This is a genomic window from Moorena bouillonii PNG (genome assembly GCF_001942495.1).
In the GTDB taxonomy this organism is placed as follows: Bacteria; Cyanobacteriota; Cyanobacteriia; order Cyanobacteriales; family Coleofasciculaceae; genus Moorena; species Moorena bouillonii.
On sequence record NZ_MKZS01000001.1, the window covers coordinates 715297 to 737139 of the forward strand.

General features: G+C 41.2%; 13 protein-coding genes. 8 read left to right on the plus strand and 5 right to left on the minus strand.

The window, feature by feature from the left end; genetic code table 11:
• Positions 1 to 103: 103 nt before the first annotated feature.
• On the minus strand, positions 104 to 1078 hold the full coding sequence (locus tag BJP37_RS02975) for a 2-keto-4-pentenoate hydratase (protein ID WP_081431042.1): 975 nt from the start codon (positions 1076 to 1078) through the stop codon (positions 104 to 106).
• 642 nt (positions 1079 to 1720) lie between these two features.
• Between BJP37_RS02975 and BJP37_RS02980 the strand changes: the two genes are divergently transcribed.
• The 3 genes from BJP37_RS02980 to BJP37_RS02990 all read left to right on the plus strand — a co-directional run bounded on the left by BJP37_RS02980 (position 1721) and on the right by BJP37_RS02990 (position 8345).
• A complete protein-coding gene (locus tag BJP37_RS02980) occupies positions 1721 to 3370 on the plus strand; it encodes a response regulator (protein ID WP_075896347.1) in 1650 nt (549 codons plus the stop codon).
• A 626-nt stretch (positions 3371 to 3996) separates the two neighbouring features.
• Entirely contained in the window at positions 3997 to 5391 is a 1395-nt protein-coding gene (locus tag BJP37_RS02985) for an ABC transporter substrate-binding protein (RefSeq protein WP_075896349.1), read from the plus strand.
• Between the two features lie 470 nt (positions 5392 to 5861).
• Complete coding sequence (locus BJP37_RS02990; RefSeq protein WP_075896351.1) at positions 5862 to 8345, plus strand: hybrid sensor histidine kinase/response regulator; 2484 nt, start codon at positions 5862 to 5864, stop codon at positions 8343 to 8345.
• Between the two features lie 270 nt (positions 8346 to 8615).
• Here BJP37_RS02990 and BJP37_RS40665 read toward each other — a convergent pair whose 3' ends face one another.
• A complete protein-coding gene (locus BJP37_RS40665; RefSeq protein ID WP_198953940.1) occupies positions 8616 to 8765 on the minus strand; it encodes a hypothetical protein in 150 nt (49 codons plus the stop codon).
• A 46-nt stretch (positions 8766 to 8811) separates the two neighbouring features.
• Between BJP37_RS40665 and BJP37_RS40670 the strand changes: the two genes are divergently transcribed.
• Complete coding sequence (locus tag BJP37_RS40670) at positions 8812 to 8976, plus strand: hypothetical protein (RefSeq protein ID WP_198954358.1); 165 nt, start codon at positions 8812 to 8814, stop codon at positions 8974 to 8976.
• Here BJP37_RS40670 and BJP37_RS02995 read toward each other — a convergent pair.
• Positions 8968 to 9216, minus strand: a complete 249-nt coding sequence (locus BJP37_RS02995) for a hypothetical protein (protein WP_075896353.1) — start codon at positions 9214 to 9216, stop codon at positions 8968 to 8970. The genes BJP37_RS40670 and BJP37_RS02995 overlap by 9 nt on opposite strands.
• 149 nt (positions 9217 to 9365) lie before the next feature.
• Between BJP37_RS02995 and BJP37_RS03000 the strand changes: the two genes are divergently transcribed.
• The 4 genes from BJP37_RS03000 to BJP37_RS40680 all read left to right on the plus strand — a co-directional run bounded on the left by BJP37_RS03000 (position 9366) and on the right by BJP37_RS40680 (position 14978).
• Positions 9366 to 9605 carry a hypothetical protein gene (locus BJP37_RS03000; RefSeq protein ID WP_075896355.1) on the plus strand — a complete coding sequence of 80 codons (240 nt, stop codon included), beginning with the start codon at positions 9366 to 9368 and terminating at the stop codon, positions 9603 to 9605.
• A 382-nt stretch (positions 9606 to 9987) separates the two neighbouring features.
• Positions 9988 to 12003 carry an ATP-binding response regulator gene (locus tag BJP37_RS03005; protein ID WP_075896357.1) on the plus strand — a complete coding sequence of 672 codons (2016 nt, stop codon included), beginning with the start codon at positions 9988 to 9990 and terminating at the stop codon, positions 12001 to 12003.
• 497 nt (positions 12004 to 12500) lie between these two features.
• A complete protein-coding gene (locus tag BJP37_RS40675; protein ID WP_198953941.1) occupies positions 12501 to 13790 on the plus strand; it encodes a phosphate/phosphite/phosphonate ABC transporter substrate-binding protein in 1290 nt (429 codons plus the stop codon).
• Positions 13791 to 13811: 21 nt separating this feature from the next.
• Positions 13812 to 14978 (plus strand): ATP-binding protein, encoded by a 1167-nt coding sequence (locus tag BJP37_RS40680; protein WP_198953942.1) that lies wholly within the window; start codon positions 13812 to 13814, stop codon positions 14976 to 14978.
• Positions 14979 to 15429: 451 nt separating this feature from the next.
• Here the strand turns inward: BJP37_RS40680 and BJP37_RS03015 are convergent, their stop codons facing one another.
• Both BJP37_RS03015 and BJP37_RS03025 read right to left on the minus strand, forming a co-directional pair.
• Positions 15430 to 16242, minus strand: coding sequence for a class I SAM-dependent methyltransferase (locus BJP37_RS03015; protein ID WP_075896359.1), 813 nt, complete (start codon positions 16240 to 16242; stop codon positions 15430 to 15432).
• Between the two features lie 49 nt (positions 16243 to 16291).
• Positions 16292 to 21751: a non-ribosomal peptide synthetase gene (locus BJP37_RS03025; RefSeq protein WP_081431043.1), complete on the minus strand. Its 5460-nt coding sequence runs from the start codon at positions 21749 to 21751 to the stop codon at positions 16292 to 16294.
• Positions 21752 to 21843 lie beyond the last annotated feature (92 nt).

The following is a 21843-nucleotide window of genomic DNA, read 5'->3' on the forward strand; positions in this document are numbered from 1 at the left end:
CTCCCGACTCCCGCCTCCCGACTCCCGACTCCCGACTCCCGACTCCCGACTCCCTACTCCCTACTCCCTACTCCCTATTCCCTTTGTTATACCGGACTTAATATTACTCAAAACTAACCGATATTTCTACCTTGTCTTTTGGATCTAATCCAATATATTGAGCACGAATAGTAGTACCAGATTTAACAGGAACTAGGGGAGTCATGGAGCCTAAAGACAGTAAATCGCCTTTCTTCAAAACTTTACCTGATGCCTTCAAAGAATCTTTTAACCAAAGTACTACCTGTAACGGATTCCCTAATAAAGCACTACTTTTACCAACAGCTAACTGATTGCCAGCCTTATCTACCATTACAATCTTGATATTTTTTAATCGTTCTTCCCAATCAGGGGTAGCAGATAAAGGAATCGGTGTTCCTAAAACTCCCAAGCGAGCACCGACATTAATGGCTGCCAAAGCAGTGCCATTAAGACTCACTTTTGGGTCATAAACTAAATCTGGTAGTTCCATGAAGGGAATGACGGCATCAAGAGCAGCTAAAGCTTCCTTAGGGGTAGTAGCACTATTAATTTCATCGCTACCAACTCTAACCATTAAGTCTCCTTCATATACAGGTCGAGCACCAAAGTTGGCAGGGACAACCGCTCCACTTTTGAGCAACATTTTTTCGAGAAGTACACCTCGTAAGGGTTCAGAGACTTTGAAGCGCTGTTGAGCAGCAGGATTAGTCAGTCCAGCTTTGTAACCTACAACGTTTCCTAAACTAGAGCTCAACTGTTGTACAAATTGGTCTTGCAAAGCCTGAGCTTGTTCAAGGGTTAGCTTAGTCGCAACTGCTCTAGCTGGGGTTTTGTTGAGATAGCTAGTTGTCAATTCCTCCACCAGACGACTATCAGGGGTTTGATCTAAAACTTTAGTAGGAGAGCTACTAGTTGAGTTGGAGTTCTTTTTAGCCCCAGTGAGGTTGCAGCTTGGCAGATATAGAACCGAAGCCAATAGTAAAATTGCTAGGGAAATAGATTTGATATGTTGCATGGTGTTGCTAGAGCTGTTTTCATGATTCAAACCATTTGGCATAACTCAAGAGCCGAAAATTGCTTTAGTTCCATTTTGTGGTGTTACTTCTGAGTTACAGAAGGGGAAGTATACATATAGAGAATTCACGACCAAGAGGAGGTAACCATAAGCGTAGACAAAAGCTTATCAAAAAGCGTACACAAAGGCGGGATGATTTCAGCTTATCCCATCACTGAATCAAGACACTAGTTGATCACGACTTTCGGCGAGCTAATCAGCAATCGGTAGTGTTGACGGTTAACTGTTAACGGTTGACTGAATACACTCAGCCATCAACGGGAAATCCCATTCCCTGTCTTCGAGGATCAGCTTCAAGAGATTATTAGTCCAAGTCAGATCATGTCCGGTTTAACACTGATCTCGGAACATCTGAAATGTTTAAGTGGAGTGTGAGCGTCTCACTGACTAGCCTATAGTCAGCTAGCAAAATCCTTACACTACAAAATAACAAGTAACAAGTAACGAGTAATAAGTAACAAGTCACAATTTCCCTGAATACGAAGTGATTAAGAGGTGCGCGCCCGTTCGCGCCCCGCGTTTGGCTTTGCCTAAAGGTGCGCGAATTTAATTCTTAATGGGTCAAGCGCACCTCCGGACTTGCTCTCATACCTTGGCGATTAGGAAATATATCAATAAGTAAAAATGAACCAATCACCAAACACTGGAACAATTTTAATCGTTGATGATAATCCCAATAATTTATCAGTTCTCTACAAAACTTTGGAAAGTGCTGGGTTTAAAGTCAGAGTAGAAATGGATGGTGAAGGAACTATTGAACAAGTAGAATATGAACCACCTGATCTCATATTGTTAGATGTAAATATGCCAGGTATTGATGGATTTGAAACCTGTAAAAAACTAAAAAATAATCCAATATCTAAAGATATTCCAATAATTTTTATGACCGCGTTTGCTGATATAAACCATAAGATAAAAGGATTATCTTATGGTGCAGTAGACTATATCCCAAAACCCTTTGAACAAGAAGAGGTATTAGCTAGAGTCAGGCTCCATTTAAAACTCAATTGTTTAAGCAAAACCCTTGCTGAACAAAATGCCTATCTCCAAGAGGCTAAACAAAAAGCAGAAGTAGCTAACCAAGCCAAGAGTGAATTCCTAGCTAACATGAGTCATGAACTCCGTACTCCCCTAAACGGTATTATAGGATATGCTCAAATTCTCCAACGTGAGGCGGCTTTAGCCGCCTCCAAAGGTGAACGAAATTTAACTGCCAAGCAACTGGAAGGCTTAAAAATTATTCAGAAAAGCGGTAGCCATTTGTTGACTTTGATCAACGATATCTTAGACTTTTCCAAAATCGAAGCTGGCAAAATGGCACTGTATTCCACAGAATTTAATTTACCAACCTTCTTAGAGGAAGTTGTGGGAATCATCCGCATGCGAGCTAGTGAAAAAGATATTGTGTTGAGATTTGAAGAAAAAAGTAATTTACCAACTGGTGTTAAGGCAGACGATAAACGGCTCCGACAGGTACTGATCAACTTGTTAGACAATGCAGTCAAATTTACCGACCAAGGCAATGTAACTTTCAACGTTGGAGTGATTCAAGACCAAAACCCTACCTCCCTTGATCAGGGGAAAGATTCCAAAATCCAACATCGGACGATTCGCTTTGAGGTGATTGATACCGGGATAGGAATTAGCCCTCAACAATTAGATAATATTTTCCAACCCTTTGAACAAACGGGGGATAGCAAATATCGGGCAGCTGGAAGCGGCTTAGGCTTAGCCATATCTCGGCAGTTGGTGGAATTGATGGGAAGCCAACTAAACGTTAAAAGCGAGTTAAGTAAGGGGTCAATGTTTTGGTTTGATGTTGCCTTACCTGTGGTTAAAGTTACCGAAGCAAAACGGAATATTGCAGGTCAAGTGATGGGTTACCACGGAAAACGACGCAAACTGCTAGTGGTGGATGATAACAAAGAAAATCGGTTGGTATTACTCAACATGCTTGAACCGTTAGGCTTTGAGGTGGTAACGGCAGAAAATGGTCAGCAGGGATTGGATGTCGCCATAGCGATCCGACCCGATCTGATTTTGACTGATTTATTCATGCCGGTCAAAACTGCTTTTACCATGGTGCCAGAAATTCGGGAAATACCCGATCTGAAAAATGTGCCGATCATTGCCCTTTCAGCCCGTACTTTTGACATAGTCCAGAAGCAGAGTCAGATGCTGGGCTGTGAAGGTTTTATACCGAAACCCGTTGACCAGGATCAGTTACTTGCTTTGTTGGAGCAGCTGTTGCAATTGGAGTGGGTTGATGACTGAGGTACTGTAATATCAAGTTTGGTTGAATACCCATAATTAAGGAGAAGGTGGGAAGTTGGTTCGTGTGGGAAGTGTGGGGAGATGGGGAAATGGGGAAATAGGGTAGATTTTTATTAAAGGTAATTATCCTGACATGATATGAGACCAATTTTCGTAAGCATTCAGCATATGCGCTACGCCCATATGCTTACCTTTCCCTTTTAACCTTTAACTTTTTTGAGATTTATTAAGTTACTCAGGTATTTTTAAAAAAAGTATAAGACTAAATCATTTCATGTCCGAGAGGATCGGTATTGTAATATGTTGGGAATAGGTATTAGGTATTAGGTAATTGTGATTACTCCTGTAGGATTAGTTATTACCCATTACCTATTATCCATTACTTACTATAGTAGTTTTAAATTCGGTGAAGTACTTTCGTCTTGGGTTAATGGGAGTAGGGAGTAGGGAGTAGGGAGTAGGGAGTAGGAATGGGTGCATCTCAATGGATGAAATTATGCAAGAGTGAGATTCACCCAATAATTGACGCAAACACTATCAGAAAAATACTTTTGCAAGAGGTTTATTCACACAGTACTGGATAATATCATACTAAAGGACTTGATAAGTGTAACGGTTAAAGACTTATGCGACGACGGGAATTCAATCAACTCCCTTGGTTTTTCCTTGGTTTGGGATTGGCTAACTGTACTCACAATTTCCAATCATTAAGACAATCATCAAGACAATCATCAACCTTTGACACAGCTAAAACACTTAGCATCTGGTGGCAACAGGGTTTTTATCCAGAAGAAACGGATGCACTCCGGACAATCATCGACAAGTGGGAAAAAAACAGTGGGATTAAAGTTCAATTAGTCATCATACCTCAGAAGGATATTCTCAAAGAAATCGAGAGTGCGATCGCATCAGGTAACCCTCCTGACATTTTCTATGCAGGGGTAGCAGACTTGACCATTATTCCCCGTCTGGCATGGAATAATCAACTGGTAGATGTGTCTGATGTGATACAGCCTCTGAAAAACTGGTACAGTGAAGGGGTTCTGGCTGGAGTCAATTATCAAAACAAAGTTGCTAAAAAACGTAGCTACTATGCTGTACCAATTATGCAATCAGCCATCCATATTCACTACTGGCAAGACATCCTGACCGAGATTGGTCAGGCAAAGGGGTCAATTCCCAGAGATTGGCAGGGATTTTGGCGGTTTTGGGAGGAGGTTCAGGGACAATTGCGTCAGAGCAGTTATCCCAATATGTATAGTATCGGCATGCCTATGTCCCTGAGCTTAGATACCTACAACAATTTTGAGCAATTTCTAGAAGCCTACAATGTCAAACTAATTGATAAAAATGGCAAGTTACGCTTAGACGACTCCCAAGTTAAGCAAGGCATTGAGGCAGCTCTAAGGCAATATACCCGTTTTTATATCAATAAGAATGTGCCACCGGATGCCGTAGATTGGGATAATACAGGCAACAATGTAACGTTACTCAGCCGCACTAGCCTGATGACGGTCAATCATACTCTCTCAGTTCCAGGTTCCCAACGACAAGATCCTGAAATTTACACCAAGCAACTTTCTACAGTTAAGTGGCCCAATAAACCTAGTGGGGAACTGATGAGATTCATCATAGAGATCAAACAGGTCATTCTCTTTAAAGCCTCCACAAAACAGGAGTATGCCAAGAATTTTCTCTCATATTTGGCACAACCGCAAAACTTACAAGCCTACACAGAAGGGTCTCAGGGTCGATACTTACCCGTGATGCCGAAACTGTTTGAAAAACCCTTTTGGAAAAATCCCAGTGATCCTCATATTTCTGTGGCGCTACAGCAGTTACAAAACACCCGACCAGCTTATCAAGTGTTAAACCCAGCTTATAGTGAAGTGGCTGCTCAAAACGTTTGGGGGGAAGTGATTAGAAAAATTGTGGTGGATAATTTGTCAATTAAGCAAGCAACTAATCGAGCTATTGATAAAATTAATAAAATTTTTTCTAATTGGTATAAACCTAGTTAGATTATTCGTTATCACAATAATTGTTATCGCATTCTTATTTTAATTTTGAAGATAAGATTGATATAAAAAGGGAACAGGTAACAGGGTCGATATATCGTAATTACGATGGAGTTTTTGGTGTTATGAGCAAGGGATATAGCGCCGCCCTGCATCCCTTAAAACCATCTTTATAGCATGCCTGTTGTCTGTTGCCTGTTGTCTGTTGCCTGTTGTCTGTTGCCTGTTGCCTGTTGCCTTAAAAAGATAAGCAATGTCACTCAAAGGTTGCTGATAATTGCTATAGTTATGAGTCAGGTGTTGCATTAAATTATATTATAGCACCTCAAGTAGCGTGGCCATAGGCCAATGCTGATAGCACCTCAAGTAGCGTGGCCATTCGCGTAGCGTGGCCATAGGCCAAGGCCAAGGCTGATAGCTCAGTCCCTACAAAGGATTGAGTTGACGCAAAAAGCTAAATTTTAGAGCTTATTATGATTGTTATGATCAAATTAACTCAAAAAACATTACTGTCAAAGCTGGTCAATTACTTTTCACTTTTATCAGTTGTTACGGTAACTATTGTAGCCATTACTGCTTATAGTTTAGCTAGAAAAGCTCTCAAACAATCTGTCTTTGATCGACTCAGTGTTGCTGTGTCTATCAAATCTGCTGAACTCAATCAATGGTTTAACAATCAGCGCCAAGATGTGCTGTTATCGGCTCAGTTACCAGAAATCCGAAGACAAGCCGAGGTCTTGCTGAGCAGCAAAAGGTCTCAAACCAGGTCAAGAGATTATCAAATCGCCTATAATAGCATTTCAGAATACCTGACTGATTTAGCTGCCATTAAGCCTAATCTACGAGAAATTTCCCTGCTCACAACTGGTGGGATTATCATTTTTTCAACTAACAAAACTTTGGAGGGCAACTATCAACCCCTTGGTGCGACTACTACTTACTTCACCCGAGATCAAACGGACATTAAGCCAACGTTTTATAGCTCTTCAAGAACAGGCAAAACAGCCATCACTTTTGCCACACCCGTCCTTAACCAATCCGGTAACCGTATAGGAGTGATTTCCATTACTCTCGATCTTCAAGAAGTTGATAACCTAATTCGAGACCGTACTGGCTTAGGTAAGAGTGGCGAAACCTATCTAGTCGGTCGATTGGAACGAAAAAATATATTCATCGCCTCAGGTCAGTTTGAGAATCAAAAATACTCTGACGGAGTTAGTAGTTTGGGTATTGATAACGCTACCCAAGGAAAAAATAGTGCTGGACTTTATCGAAATTACGATGGGATACCTGTTATCGGTGTGTATCACTGGTTGGAGAAACAGAACCTGGCGTTACTAGCTGAGATCTCTCAGCAAGAAGCTTTTGCTCCTGCTCGTCGGCTAGCTGGGAACATTGTGCTGATTGGATTGAGTTCTACTGGACTGCTCCTAGTAGGAGTTTATCTACTATCAAGCCAGATTACCAAACCGATTCGGGCAATCACAGAGGCAGCTATTCAGGTAGCTAGTGGCAATCTAAACCATAAAGCTCCTGTGTTGAGTGACGATGAAACTGGAGTGTTGGCTCAGTCATTTAACCAGATGGCACAGCAATTGCAGGATTCTTTTACGGCTCTAGAGAAAACGAATCAGGGTTTAGAAATCCGAGTGCAAGAACGTACTGTGGAATTAGGGAAAGCTAAAGAAGCTGCGGAAGTTGCTAACCAAGCTAAAAGCCAATTTTTAGCTAACATCAGCCATGAATTGCGCACTCCCCTCAATAGCATCTTAGGCTATGCCAGAATTCTCCAGCGCGATACAGCTAAAGTTGCTACCCAAAACGATGACGTGAAGGGCAGCACCCCAAGGAGCGATCGCAATTTAAGACAGCAGCAAATACAAGGTTTAAAAATTATAGAGCAAAGTGGAACCTATCTATTGACCCTAATTAACGATCTCTTAGACTTCTCTAAAATCGAAGCCCGTAAGATGGAACTCTACCCCCGTGAGGTTCATTTTCCAAGCTTCTTGGAAGGGGTAGTTGGTATTATCCGCATGGGAGCTAATGAAAAAAATATATTGTTTAACTATAAAACTCAAGGTAACCTACCCACAGGGGTTAAGTTAGATCAGAAAAGGTTACGACAGGTTTTACTCAATCTATTAGGTAATGCAGTTAAATTTACTGACCAAGGTAATGTCACATTTAATGTTGGAGTCATTGAGAAACAAAACTCTATTTTAGGAATATCGAAGTCTTCCAACACCAGGATTCAAGGGGGAGATTATAACATCCATTCTCGGACGATTCGCTTTGAGGTCATCGATACTGGCATAGGAATTAGTCCTCAACAGTTAGAGAAAATATTCCAACCCTTTGAACAAGTAGGGGATACCGAGCGTCGGATAGCTGGAGCGGGTTTAGGTTTAGCGATTAGTCAGCAAATCGTTAACTTGATGGGAAGTAAACTAAAGGTTAAAAGTCAATTGGGCAAAGGTTCAACATTTTGGTTTGATGTTACCTTACCTGTGATAGATATTGTTGCAAATGCTGAACCAGATATTGCTGTTAAAGGGTTGATTTATAAAGGAAAACGACGTAAATTGTTAGTGGTGGATGACATAACAGAAAATCGCTTGGTATTGCTAAATATGCTCAAACCTTTGGGTTTTGAAGTGGTATTAGCCCAGAATGCTCAGCAAGCATTGGAGCTGGCCAGGGTAATTGGACCTGATCTGATTTTAACGGATTTATTTATGCCTGTTAAAACTGGTTTCACGATGATTCCGGAATTACAACAGATACCAGCAATGAAGAATGTACCAATTATTGCCTTCTCTGCTAACAACTGGGATGTTGTGCAGAAGGAAACTCAGAGACTTGGCTGTGATGCTTTTCTGCCAAAACCAGTTGACGAGCAGAAATTATTGGCATTATTGGAGAAGTATTTACAATTAGAGTGGGTTGATCAATAGCTGTCGTCAGCAGTCAGCAGTCAGCAGTCAGCAGTCAGCAGTCAGCAGTCAGCAGTCAGCAGTCAGCAGTCAGCAGTCAGCAGTCAGCAGTCAGCAGTCAGCTTAAAATAAACCTATACAGGCCTATAGCCAGGTTACGGGAACGGGAGAATTTAAGATTGAGAGATTAATGAGAATTGAAAGTCTGGGGATTTGCCCATCAAAGCTGTTCGCGTAGCACCTCAAGTAGCGCATTAGCTGATAGCTTACACTGTTTAGTTATCAATAAAATTACTTTTTTAACAGTAATAATGTAGTCAATATCAGCACTAAAATTGCTTCAGTTCCCAAAAGACCGTAGATGGTTTGTCTTTGCTCAGGGGTGGCGGCAAAATAATCGATAAATACTGTGTAAATAATAAACTGAGAGAGAATTCCCACTAATACCGAGTTGCATTCAAAGAGAGTAGATTAGTTGGATAGGGAGATGGGGAGATGGGGAGATTGGGAGATGGGGAGATGGGGAGATGGGGAGATTGGGAGATTGGGAGATGGGGAGATTGGGAGATTGGGAGATAGGGAGATTGGGAGATGGGGAGATTGGGAGATTGGCGGAAGAGAAAGTTGTACCTTTGACCGCAACTTAGTATAAACACAATCCAATGCCCCAAACTTTTCGTGCTCCTAGTCCAATCACGGCTACTGTATCGAGAATGCCATAGAAAACATCGCCAATTCTCCAGGTTAAGGGTGTTTCTAACCACGGCATTTCCCCAAAACCTGCTATATTACCAAAGTGGACAATCGCGCCATAGGCAAAGATAAAGGCGAGGATTCTTAAATAAATGCTCATCCAAGGGCGTTCTGTAGCTTGGATCCAATAGTCAACCATAGGTCATACGTCCGTGAAAAAAACTACTTCTGTCCACCTTAAGGATAGTGCTCTTAGGGGCTTATGAGCTTTGGCAAAATGACCACGATTGGTTCATCGCAAGGAGTAGAGTTGTGACGTCTGCACAACGGTTTCGAGGTTCAAGAATCATGCAGCGACGCCAATTCACTCGACTATCCTTGTTCTTATTTGGTCTGGGGTTAGCTGAGTGCAGTAAGAATCAAGTCGAGTCTACTAAAGGATTTACGATAAACCGGGGTAATTCGCTGCGCATCTGGTGGAGTCAGGGTAAAGCGATTAGAACAATAGTTGTAGATGGTTTGTCTGTGGCGCAAGCTACCAATCAAGCGATCGCACAAATCAAGCAAATTTTTGCTGATTGGAAGTGATGATAAGTATTAGTCAATACTCCCTCTGTTGCCCCACTGACGGTCTGTTCCCCCTCTTCCGGAACAGTAACTGGTTTTCTTAGGGCAATATTTGCAGTTAGAGTGGGTATATCAGCCAATATCTCAACAGCCTCTAGCTTGATCACAGGGGTCAAAACCCAGTTGTGATCAACGGTTTGTCGTACCCCCCCCTCAGGAAATGGAAGTGCTCTATGAATTGGCGATGCTGGGCAGTACGACAAATTAGAATTGCTATGGCTGGAAGAACTTGATGAAAACATACATTCCCAAAGCCCACCAAACTCAAAAACTTAGCCGGAGGGTTTCAATAAAAAGCAATTGTTACCTTGCTTAAAGACTATCTGCATCTAGAATAAACTCCATGAGTGTAACTGCTAAAACGAATGAGTTTAACTTAAAAAATTATACCATATTGATCATTGACGATAATCCTACTAATTTGAGGGTTGCTTTTGATTATTTGGAATATTGTGGCTTCACCATTTTAGTATCCCAAGATGGTGAAAGTGGTTTAAAACGCGCTAAGTATGCCCATCCTAAAATTATTTTACTGGATGTTTTGATGCCAGGTATAGATGGCTTTGAAACCTGCTGTCGCTTGAAGGCGGATCCGGCTACCAAAGATATTCCTGTAATTTTTATGACGGCGTTATCCAGTACCGAGGATCAGGTGAAAGGATTTGAAGTTGGGGGAGTCGATTATGTCACTAAGCCACTCCAACATGAGCAACTCTTAACTCGGATAATCAACCATTTACGGATTCAGGAGTTAACTGAAAAGCTGCAACTTCAAAATCAGGAGTTAAAACAACAAGCCATTGAACTTGCAAAAGCTAAAGAAGCTGCTGAATTAGCTAGCCAAGCCAAAAGTGAATTCCTATCCAATATGACTCATGAACTGCGTACTCCTCTCAATGGCATTTTAGGTTATGCCCAAATCCTCCAACGGGATAAAACCGCTAGCCCTAAACAAAAGCATAGTATCGATCTCGTTTACCAATGTGGCACTCACTTGCTCAACTTGATCAATGACATCTTAGAGCTGTCGAAAATCGAAGCCAGGAAAATGGAACTGTTGCCGAAAGAGATTCATTTTCCTACTTTTTTGATCTCGGTTGTAGAAATCTGCCGTATCAAAGCTCAGCAAAAGGGTATCTCTTTTATTTATCAACCCTCATCCTATCTACCAGCAGGGATTGTGGCTGATGAAAAACGACTGCGACAAGTTCTGATTAACCTCCTGAGCAATGCTATTAAGTTTACTGACCATGGCGGAGTAACCTTCAAGGTAGAGGTGATCAGTAATGATAAAGCCCTACAACCACCACTCCCTAGGATTTATAGAGATCAGCAAGAGGGAGAAGAGGGGGAAGAGGGAAAAGTTATCACAGACAAAATCATGCCACTAATGGGCAAAGTCTCCCAATCACCCATGGTTATAATTCGATTTAAAATCGAAGATACTGGCATCGGAATAAAAGCAGAAGAATTGGAAAAAATATTTTTACCATTTGAGCAATGTGGGGATAGTGCTATTCGAGATCAAGGCACTGGTCTAGGATTAGCTATTAGCCAGAAAATTGTTAATCTCATGGGAAGTTTTATCCAGGTTGAAAGTACTTGTGGCAACGGTAGCGTTTTTTCTGTGGATTTGGATTTACCTACTACCACAGTAATGGATTACAAACCTAAAATTTATACCAATACTATCGTTGGTTTCCGGGGAAAGGTGCGGAAAATAGTAGTGGTAGATGACAAACCGGAGAATCGCTCTGTTATTGTTAATTTTTTACAACCTCTGGGATTTGAATTTTTGGAAGCGAGTAATGGGGTTGAGGGTTTGCAAAAAGCCACAGAATTTAACCCTGACTTAATTATTACTGACTTAGTGATGCCAGTTATGGATGGCTTTGAAATGATGCGACGTATCCGCTCATCAGAGCAATTGAAACATATCCTGGTAATCGCGACATCTGCCAGTGTTTATGAATTAGAACAGCAACAGAGTCAGGATATAGGCTGGACTGATATTCTTTGTAAGCCTGTGAACGTTGAAGAATTACTCGATAAATTAAAGCAGCATCTGCAACTGGAATGGGTATATGAACAGTATGTTCCAGAAGTATCAAAAATCAAAATTGAATCCGCTCAAAAAGTTATGCCAGACGCCACTTTGCCTCCTCCAGACGATGTATTAGCTGAACTTTATGACCTGGCCAAGAAAGGGAATATGTTCGCTATCACTAAAACGGCAGAAAATCTGAAAGAATTAGATGATAAGTTTATTCCCTTTGCTCAGATTATATCGAATTATGCTAATAAATTCCAATTAAAAAAAATTAGATTATTGATAGAAAAGTATCTTGAAAATAATTAGTATAGCGCAGGGAATCGGGAATCGGGAATCGGGAATCGGGAATCGGGAATCGGGAATCGGGAGTAGGGAATCGGGATGCAGCCCCTCCCCACTCGCTATTTCATCAAGAGAGACAAGGAAAAAAATTTAAATGTACCTCACACTTACTATCAAACGCTCGCTATATTAAACCTATTAATTATTAATTAATGAAATATGTATTGATGAATTAAAAAACGAATTTATTAACCAGAAAATATATATAGCGGTTTATAGCTTAATGAGGTACACATGATTTTTTCTATCTTCCCTACTCCCTACTCCCTACTCCCTACTCCCTACTCCCGCGCAACCCAAAACTTTGTACCTGAACCAATTGATAACTGCTATAAAATATGATTCGTCTTTACTTATTAATTAAATCCAGCCTGATTCTAGGCATGGGATTATCACTAATAGCATCGCCTGCCCCAGGGATTACTTCTGCTCAGGAACCTGTAGATAGAACAGGACAAATAATGAATTCAGAGGTAAAGATTGTTAAGGTGGGAGTGCTGACAATTCGGGGTGTTGAGCATACTAAAACAAAATGGCAACCGACCCTAGACTATCTCAGTGAAACCATTTCCGGCTATGTTTTCCAACTTGTACCACTAGGGTTTGACACCCTTGAAGAAATAGTAGCTAACCAGGAGGTGGACTTTGTGTTGTCCAATCCTGGAATGTATGTACGGTTGGAATCCATTTATGGGGCAATACCAATTGCCACCTTAAAAAATCTACGCCTAGGCAAGCCTTACACCCAATTTGGAGCAGTTATCCTGCGTCATGCTGACCGCAATGATATCCAGGATTTAAAGGATTTACGGGGCAAAACCTTTATGGCCGTTAGTGAAAATGCCTTTGGGGGCTGGCAAATGGCATGGGAAATTCTGTTAGAAGCTGGAGTTAACCCCTACCGTGACTTTCCAGGCCTCCACTTTGGTGGTAGCCATGACGCAGTGATCTACGCTGTTCGTGATGGTATTGTCGATGCTGGCACTGTCCGCACTGATACCCTCGAACGTATGGCACAGGAGGGTAAAATTAATCGAGATGACTTTGTGATCCTCAATCAGCAAACTCAATATCAAGACACTTTCCCTTTTGCTCTGAGTACTAAACTTTATCCACAATGGCCTTTTTCCACACTATCCCATACCCCAGTGGAGTTAGCGGAAGAGGTTGCGATCGCATTAATGACCATACCTTCTGAGCACCCAGCGGCCAAAGCTGGTCGTTATCAGGGCTGGAGTATCCCGGCCAACTACCAAGCTTGTCACGAAACCTTACGGAATCTGCGGGTTCGTCCCTACGAAGATTGGGGAAAAGTGACTCTGGGTCAAGTCATATATCAGTACCGCTATTGGCTGTTATTTGCTGGTGTTTCCTGTTTTGGATTTAGCTATGGTCTAGTTTATCTGGCTGGGCGTAGGCGAATCGAAGCAGAACTGCGACAAACCAATGCTTTACTGGAAATCCGGGTTGAGGAACGTACAGCTGAGTTCAAAGCAGCTAAAGAAGCGGCTGATCAGGCTAATCATGCCAAAAGTCAATTCCTGGCTAATATGAGTCATGAATTGCGTACTCCCCTCAATGGCATTTTGGGTTACGCCCAAATTCTACAACGGGATCCACAGATAACTCCTCAACAACAAGACCAGATCAACCTTATTTATAAGTGTGGCAACTATCTACTCCATCTGATTAATGACATTTTAGACTTATCCAAAATCGAAGCTCGGAAAATGGAACTGTTTCCGACATAAATTCATTTGCCGTCCTTTCTGATGGAAGTTGTAGAAATTTGTCGGGTCAAAGCCCAGCAAAAGCAGATTGCTTTTATTTATCAACCCTCATCCCATCTGCCAGAGGGTATCCTGACTGATCCCAAACGATTGCGACAAGTTCTGATTAATCTTTTGGGAAATTCTATTAAGTTTACTGACCATGGCGGAGTCACCTTTAAGGTAGACGTTATCAGTAACCACCAAGCAATTACTACTATCCAATCCCCCCTAGTAAAACTTAAATTTATAATTAAAGATACTGGCATTGGGATGACCCCAGAACAACTGGAAAAAATCTTTTTGCCCTTTGAACAGGTGGGGGATATTGAGCATCGTGAACAAGGCACTGGGCTTGGATTAGCGATTAGCAAAAAAATTATCAATTTGATGGGAAGTGCTATCAATGTTGAGAGTACTTATGGCCAAGGTAGCCTTTTCTCGATCGAGTTAGAGTTACCGATTACTACAGCTGTGAGTCAGAGTAAGCAAGCCTCCACCAAAACTATTATAGGTTGTCAGGGGAAAGCAGGTAAAATCTTAGTAGTAGATGACAAATGGGAGAATCGCTCTGTAATTGTGAATGTGTTACAACCTCTGGGATTTGAACTGTTGGAGGCCAGTAATGGGGTTGAGGGTTTGGAAAAAGCCACAGCATTTAACCCTGACCTAATTATTACTGACTTGGTGATGCCGGTGATGGATGGCTTGGAAATGATGCGACGTCTGCGCTCATTAGATAAATTTAAAGATCTGTTGATTATTGCTTCATCTGCCAGTGTTTATGAGTTAGACCAGGAACAGAGTTCGAAGGCAGGCTGCGATGATTTTATTCCCAAACCAGTGGACGTAGCCGAATTACTAGAAAAATTAAAACAGTATTTGCAACTGGAATGGGTGTATGAAGACTTCATACCAAAACCAGAAATTATAACAGATGCTGGAGCTGAAGAAATCCAGCTAGATGCCATTGTGCCTCCCCCATCTGATCTCCTGCTCCAACTTTATGACTTTGCTAAGAAAGGTAATGTGTTTGACATCAGACAAGAAGCCGAAAAGCTGGAAAAGTTAGATTCTAAATTTGTCCCATTTGCTAAGGTTATTTATAGATTGGCTAAGGAGTTTAAGGTGAAGAAACTTAGGAAGTTTATCGAACAGTATGTCGATTAACTCAAGGGGTGACAATAGAGCTGTCAACTAGAGAGAATAATGGTTTAAGCTAACCTTTTGCCAAAAAAAACGGGAGGTCTCTGTAGCCTCCCCAAAGCAAATATGTTTCCTGGCCTTTTGGCCTTTAGGCCACGCTACGCGAACGGTCACGCTACTGGAACAATTCTACCAGACTGTGTTGGAGACTAATCAAGACAAGGAAGATATTCATAATTGCTTTACTCACTGCTGTTACTGTACCTCATTACTATGATAATTGCTATATAGTGCCCTTGCTTATGTCCTGATCTATTTTACCTTGATGCCTTCAAGATTAACGATCGCCACTATACATATCTTATTCTGGATTCATCCATTGTATTAGTGGAATAAATTCCATAAAGGTATCTAATTATTTCAGATTTTTATCCACTAACTCCTCTATTATTTTTTCACATTTCATTCTTGATTGCTATAACTTAGTTTCCACAATTAGATATCCATTACGAAAGTAGGGGAATTTGCTAAGGAATTTCAAAAGTAGTTGCCATTGCCAAGGCCAACGTTCTTGATGTAGCTGATAGATAGGCCAAGTATTGACTACTTGCAATCCCATGGCAGCTAAATCTTCTTCATTCTTAACAAACCACTTTAGGGGAGCTCCAATTTGAGATAACTTTTTACTAAACATCTTGGCATAATTTCCTAGAACTTCCACATCTAAGGTAGCCCCTGGAAAACGAGAGCGCATCGTAGATATGAGTTGCTGGACTTCATTTACCTCAAAGTAGGCTAGTAAGCCTTCTGCAATAAATAAAATGTTTTCTGGTTCTACGTTGGGCAAATTATTCATCCAGTCAAAATCCATAACTGAAGCACTAATAAACTGATGCTGTTCTGTCTGTGTATCTAACTTAGAGCGCAATTCAGTTACCATGGGCAAATCTAGTTCTAACCAACGATAAGCATTCTGTCCAATACGGTGAAAACGACTAGATAATCCAGCACCCAATTCCACTACAACTGGATGGTAATGCTTGGCAATATGACCAGATGTTATTTGATCATGCTGGTAAGTTCGGATAGCAACTGCAATATTACCAGCTTTAGCACTTTTAGAATAAAATTTCTCTAGCTCTTGATCCCAACCCGCGAGTTTTAACCACTCAACAGCTAGTGGATCTTGAAATAGGGGATGAGAATTAGCTTGTTCTTCAGCTCGTCCTCTGAGTGGTAAAAGTAGGGTGCGAGGTACACCTGTTAATTCAGTAACAATTTGAGACATAAGATATTGATATCCTGTTTGTTTAAAATTTTGATTAGAGTTGATTCAATTATTGACTATAACTGACCTTACTCAAAGCTTTCTCTATACAAGCTCGTAACTTTTTAGCCAAGGTGGTTACGCCTGGTGGATAAACCATATACTCGTGATAACCAGGAACAGTTTCTACCTTAACCTCGCCAATGGACTCGTCTGCCCAACCTAGAGTTGGTCCCATAGCAGCAATGACTTCCTGGGAGAATCCCAATGAACCTTTTTCAGGTTTGAATAAAGTCATAGAACCTGAATAGTTGGGTGGTGAGTAGCTACGCATTGCATTGTAATTTAGCTCCAAAACTTTCAGGAGACCTTCAATATCAGCAACCTGAAAATCAGGAGGAACTACATTAGCTTGTTGAGCTTTCTTCAAAATAAAGACTGTTCTTTCCTCTGGAGCAAGTTTCTGGAATTCTTCGGTAGGTATAGAAACAGTTCCCCCAAACAATTGAAAGACAACTTCTTCCCCTTCTACTTCTACTATGTTTTGCTCATCAGTCAACTTCGATGGGGCGTAGGTATCAAGTAATCCTAGAAAAGCTACTTGTTCACCTTGAATCGTTAATTCGTAAGCCATCTGTAATGCTACTGCTCCACCAAATGACCAACCAAGTAGAGTATAGGGACCATTTGGCTGCACCTCACGAATAGCAGAAAGGTAAAGACTAGCCATATCTTCTACCCGTGTGAGTGGTTCTTGCCCTTTTTCTATACCTAATGCTTGTAGACCATAGAAGGGTTGCTCCGTTCCCAATAGTTTAGCTAACTCAAAGTAGCAGAAAGCAGTTCCACCACCAGGGTGTATGCAGAATATTGGCACTTTGGAGCCATTTGGGTTAATAGGAAATAGAGGGGAAAAGGAGGAAATACTCTCTTGACGGAGAACAGCAGCTAGTTCCTCAATAGTAGGAGATTGAAAGAGGGTTGACAGGGGTAGAGATTTCCCCAACTCATTTTCAATATATTTCATCAAGCGAACTGCCAAAAGTGAGTGACCCCCTAGGTCAAAGAAATTATCTTTAATACTAATTTGATGAATACCTAAAAGATATTCCCATATTTTTAGCAATAGTAATTCTTGGCGATCGCGTGGTGCAACATATTCTTGGTTTTGATATCTACTGGCCACATCCAGTTCAGGCAAAGCCTTACGGTCTACCTTACCGTTAGGAGTCAGAGGCAGTTGCGACAACACCATCAACCCCGATGGCACCATATACTCTGGCAACCGCGACTGTAGATACTCTCTCAACTGCGGTATCAGTTCCTTTCTGAACTGGGAACTCAACGGATTATTCCCATAATTATTCCAGTTACTTGCTACCACCGATTTTTGAGTTAGGGGTGTTAACACTATCCCTTCTTTAGCTAACTCACTGCGCACAAATACCCCATCCATCAATTCCGGACTTCCCTGGGCAGACCAACACAACTCTAAGTTATACCCTAAAGATGCACTTAGTTCATATAACCTCTCTGGGTCGATGCTCTTGGTTTGCTTTGACTCTAATTTCTGCCTCAACTGCTGCACATTATGTTTTGATTCTGGCTGTGATAGCCACTCTACCAACTCTACATCATTAGCTACTCTGCCATTGACTAAACCACTAAAGCAAATTGATTCTGGCCCTTTGTCTCGCAGATAATTTTCTATCTGTTGAACACTCAGAGAAGCTCCACTTTCTACAGTCGGTGTTATTACTTTTCCTGGTTGTGCCTCTATATGCAACAGTACGCTATAGCGATATTTATTCAGTTCATTGTGTTCTGTTCCCCTCTGTAAACGGATTTGTACATGAGTTATTTCTGGATGTTTTTCTTTGATAGCTACAAACAACTCTGGTGAGACTAACAACTCGGTCTCCTGCTCCATTTTTATGTCTATCTTTTCTAAGAGTTGTTGTTGTGACAGTGAGGGAGTTGCTTGATACAGTTGCACCGAAGAGTGAAAGGCTTTCATTAATGGCAAACTCCGGACATCTCCCAGGAGAATTATTCCTCCTGGTTTGACTATCCGAATTGCCTCAGATATTGCTTGTAACAAATACTCTACATTCGGAAAATATTGAATTACCGAGTTGAGAATCACCACATCGAAGTTTTGAGCTGCTATGTCACCTATCTCATCTGCTCTTTTCTGTGCTAGATTGACCTGAGCATATTTCTCTGGTTCCTGGAGTATTTGTTGTTGGATATACTCTAGTGAAATACTAGATATATCGATGCCATAATAGGCTTGTGTGTGGGGGGCGATTTGAAATAGTAGCAACCCGGTTCCACAACCTATTTCACATACTTTTTTCGGTTTATGTGCTAATACTTGAGCTACAATATCTCCTGCCCAAATTCGCATTTGCCTTTCTGGTAAGGATTGGTTGTCGTAACTGCTACTCCAACCTGAGATGTTGAATAATGGGTCGGTTACTTCACTCTTCTGTTCATCAATTTGTTGATTAAATAGGTTTTGCCAACTGTTGATTTGAGTGTTTGATAGTTCTGGGTTTGATGTGATATTGCTTTCAACTAATGGTACTATATATGCTACAAGACGTTGACTTACTGAGTTATCTTCCCTGGCTACTACTACTGTTTGTTTGACACTGGGATGTTGAGTTAAGGTTGCTTCTATTTCTCCAGTTTCTATCCGGTATCCTCGCACTTTGACTTGGTGGTCTATCCGCCCGATAAATTCTATATTCCCATCACCTAGATAACGGCCTAAATCACCCGTTTTATATAATAATTTTGACTTTTGACTTCCCTTAAGGAGGGGGGTAAGGGGGGGGTTGACTTTTGAGTTGTCAAAGGGGTTAGGGATAAATCTCTGATTTGTTAAATCCTCTCGGTTGAGATACCCACGAGCTAAACCAACACTACCTATATAAATTTCACCTGATACTCCTATGGGTACTGGTTGTAAATTCTTGTCTAGGATGTAGATTTGAGTATTGCTGATCGGCCTACCTATGGGTGGTACAGAACACTCTGGTGAGCATTCGGCCATGGTTGCACATACTGTTGATTCTGTTGGTCCGTAGGCGTTCACAAATTGTCGCCCCACAGACCAGTAGGATATTAGCTCTGGTGGGCAAGCTTCTCCTGCTACCACTATGGTCTTTAAATCAGGTAATTCCTCTTTTGGCATCACTGCCAGAGCTGAGGGGGGTATGGTGATATGGGTGATTTTGTTCGACTGCAACCACTGACTTAAACCAGTTCCAGGCATTAAAGTATCTCGACTGCCTATGTACAAACTGGCTCCTGAACCTAAAGCCATGACTATTTCCGAGATGGAGGCATCGAAACTTAATGATGCGAACTGAACGACTCTGCTGTTGGAGTTGACTTGAAACCCTTGCATTTGAACTGTAGCCAGATTACATAGTCCCTTGTGTTCTACCAATACTCCTTTCGGTTTACCTGTGGAACCTGATGTATAAATTACATAAGCTAAATTTTGGGGACTGACTTCACTCTCTACTTTTTCTGGTGTTTCAGTTGCTATTTTTTCCCAATCTCTATCTAAAAAAACTACTTGGGCTTGATGTTGAGGGAGTTGAGCTAATATTTGTTCTTGAGTTAGTAACACTGACACTTGGGAGTCAGCGAACATATATTCTAGGCGTTCTTGGGGATAGGCCGGGTCTAATGGCACATAAGCTCCTCCGGCTTTGAGTATAGCTAATAAACCTACTACCATCTCTACTGAACGATCTACACATATTCCCACTAGGGTTTCTGGAACTACTCCCAATTTTTGCAAGTAATGGGCTAGTTGATTGGCTTTAGTATTTAATTGGGAGTAGGTCAGCTTTTGCTCTTCAAATACTACTGCTACTGCATCCGGTGTTTTCTCTACCTGCTCCTCAAATAACTGATGGATACATTTATCATTTGGGTAATCTGTTTTCCTATTATTCCATTCTACCAATATCTGTTCTCGCTCTACCTCTGTCATTAATGGTAGTGCTGTTACGCTCTGTTGCGGACCATTCACTATCCCTTCTAACAAGTTCTGGAAATGACCAGCCATTCGGGCAATAGTTTGCTCATCAAATAAGTCAGCATTGTATTTTAACAACCCAACCAGAGATGAGTCCTCTTCAAGCATTTCCAGGAATAAATCATATTGACTTTCATACTGTTCGAGGACAAAAGGTTCTACTTCAAGTCCTCCCCAATTCATCAAGGTTTTTTTGCTGCTCAAAAAACACTTTGGCACATCTTGAGATTCCTGGAATTTTTGTAGTACAAAGCAAGCCTGAAAAAGAGGAGCACGACTGGAGTCACGTTCTACCTGTAACTTCTCTACCAATAAAGCAAAGGGATAATCTTGATGAGCTAGTGCTCCCTGGACTGTCTGGCGTACTTGAGAGAGGAAATCTCTAAAAGAGAGATTCCCTGACAAATCTGCTCTCATCACTACTGAGTCCACGAAGTAACCAACAATAGAAGCAAACTCCCCTTTAGATCTGCCAGAAGTAGGAGAACCTACTAAAATATCCTCTTGACCGGTGTAACGATACAGAAGCACTTGAAAAGCAGCTAACAGAGTCATATACAGAGTTGCCCCCTCTGTTTGAGCTAGTTCTTTCAGTTGTTCAGTCAACTTTTCTGATAATTTGAAGGGATAGCTGCCACCATTATCAGTCTGTATAGGGGGTCGTGGTTTGTCTGTAGGCAAATTCAATACCGGTAATTCCCCGGCCAATCTTTGTTGCCAATAGTTCCATAGTTGTTCTCCTTCTTGTCCTTCTACTAACTCCTTTTGCCAACTAACATAATCTTGATAAGAATGCTGTAGTGGTGGTAGGGATGCCTCAAGCCCATTTAGTTGAGCTTGGTAAAGTTGTGGTAGCTCTTTGGCAATTAAGTTGCAGGACCAACCATCTAAAGCAATGTGGTGTATTGTCAGTAACATGATATGGTCTTGTTCGGAACAAGTGAACCACCTAACTCGCATCACTGGTTCTGTTTCTAGGTTAAAAGGATGTCTGTGAGCTTCAACTACCTTTTTGTTTAACTCCTCTTCACTCCAACTAGAAGCATCTATCTGTAAGAAGTCTAACTCTTGATGTTGATGTAGTTGTTGGATTGGTTGTTCGCCCAAGTTCGGGAATGTACTCCGTAGTAGCGGATGCCTTTCCCTTAGAGCTTGAAAAACTTGTTGCCAAATAGTTAGATCTACCTTGGAGTAAATCCGAACCGAAAATGACACATTATAATTATGACTCTGGGGTGATAGCTGCCACAAAAACCAGAGATCTTTTTGACCATAAGAGAGGGGATGGACTTGGGCTATATCTGGATTTTTGTTTATTAACTGTAAGATTTCTGATTTATACTGCTCTAATTCGGCCATAACATCAGTGGTCAGTACTTCTTGGGAACCTCCAGTTCTTAAATTTCCTTCATCACTCCATAATTTAACCACTTTTATAGAAAGGTCTTTTAAGAATTGAATTAAGTTCATAGTTCTACCTTGATCCAGTTATTTGATTTACTATTATCTGTGCGATCGCTTGGATTTAGTTGTTAATTTAGTTGATTTTAGAGATCAGCAAT

Coding starts and splice junctions, on each gene's coding strand:
- BJP37_RS02975 (WP_081431042.1), bottom strand. CDS start 1,078: ATGCCAAATGGTTTGAATCATGAAAACAGCTCTAGCAACACCATGCAA.
- BJP37_RS02980 (WP_075896347.1), top strand. CDS start 1,721: ATGAACCAATCACCAAACACTGGAACAATTTTAATCGTTGATGATAAT.
- BJP37_RS02985 (WP_075896349.1), top strand. CDS start 3,997: ATGCGACGACGGGAATTCAATCAACTCCCTTGGTTTTTCCTTGGTTTG.
- BJP37_RS02990 (WP_075896351.1), top strand. CDS start 5,862: ATGATTGTTATGATCAAATTAACTCAAAAAACATTACTGTCAAAGCTG.
- BJP37_RS40670 (WP_198954358.1), top strand. CDS start 8,812: ATGGGGAGATGGGGAGATTGGGAGATGGGGAGATGGGGAGATGGGGAG.
- BJP37_RS02995 (WP_075896353.1), bottom strand. CDS start 9,216: ATGGTTGACTATTGGATCCAAGCTACAGAACGCCCTTGGATGAGCATT.
- BJP37_RS03000 (WP_075896355.1), top strand. CDS start 9,366: ATGCAGCGACGCCAATTCACTCGACTATCCTTGTTCTTATTTGGTCTG.
- BJP37_RS03005 (WP_075896357.1), top strand. CDS start 9,988: ATGAGTGTAACTGCTAAAACGAATGAGTTTAACTTAAAAAATTATACC.
- BJP37_RS40675 (WP_198953941.1), top strand. CDS start 12,501: ATGAATTCAGAGGTAAAGATTGTTAAGGTGGGAGTGCTGACAATTCGG.
- BJP37_RS40680 (WP_198953942.1), top strand. CDS start 13,812: ATGGAAGTTGTAGAAATTTGTCGGGTCAAAGCCCAGCAAAAGCAGATT.
- BJP37_RS03015 (WP_075896359.1), bottom strand. CDS start 16,242: ATGTCTCAAATTGTTACTGAATTAACAGGTGTACCTCGCACCCTACTT.
- BJP37_RS03025 (WP_081431043.1), bottom strand. CDS start 21,751: ATGAACTTAATTCAATTCTTAAAAGACCTTTCTATAAAAGTGGTTAAA.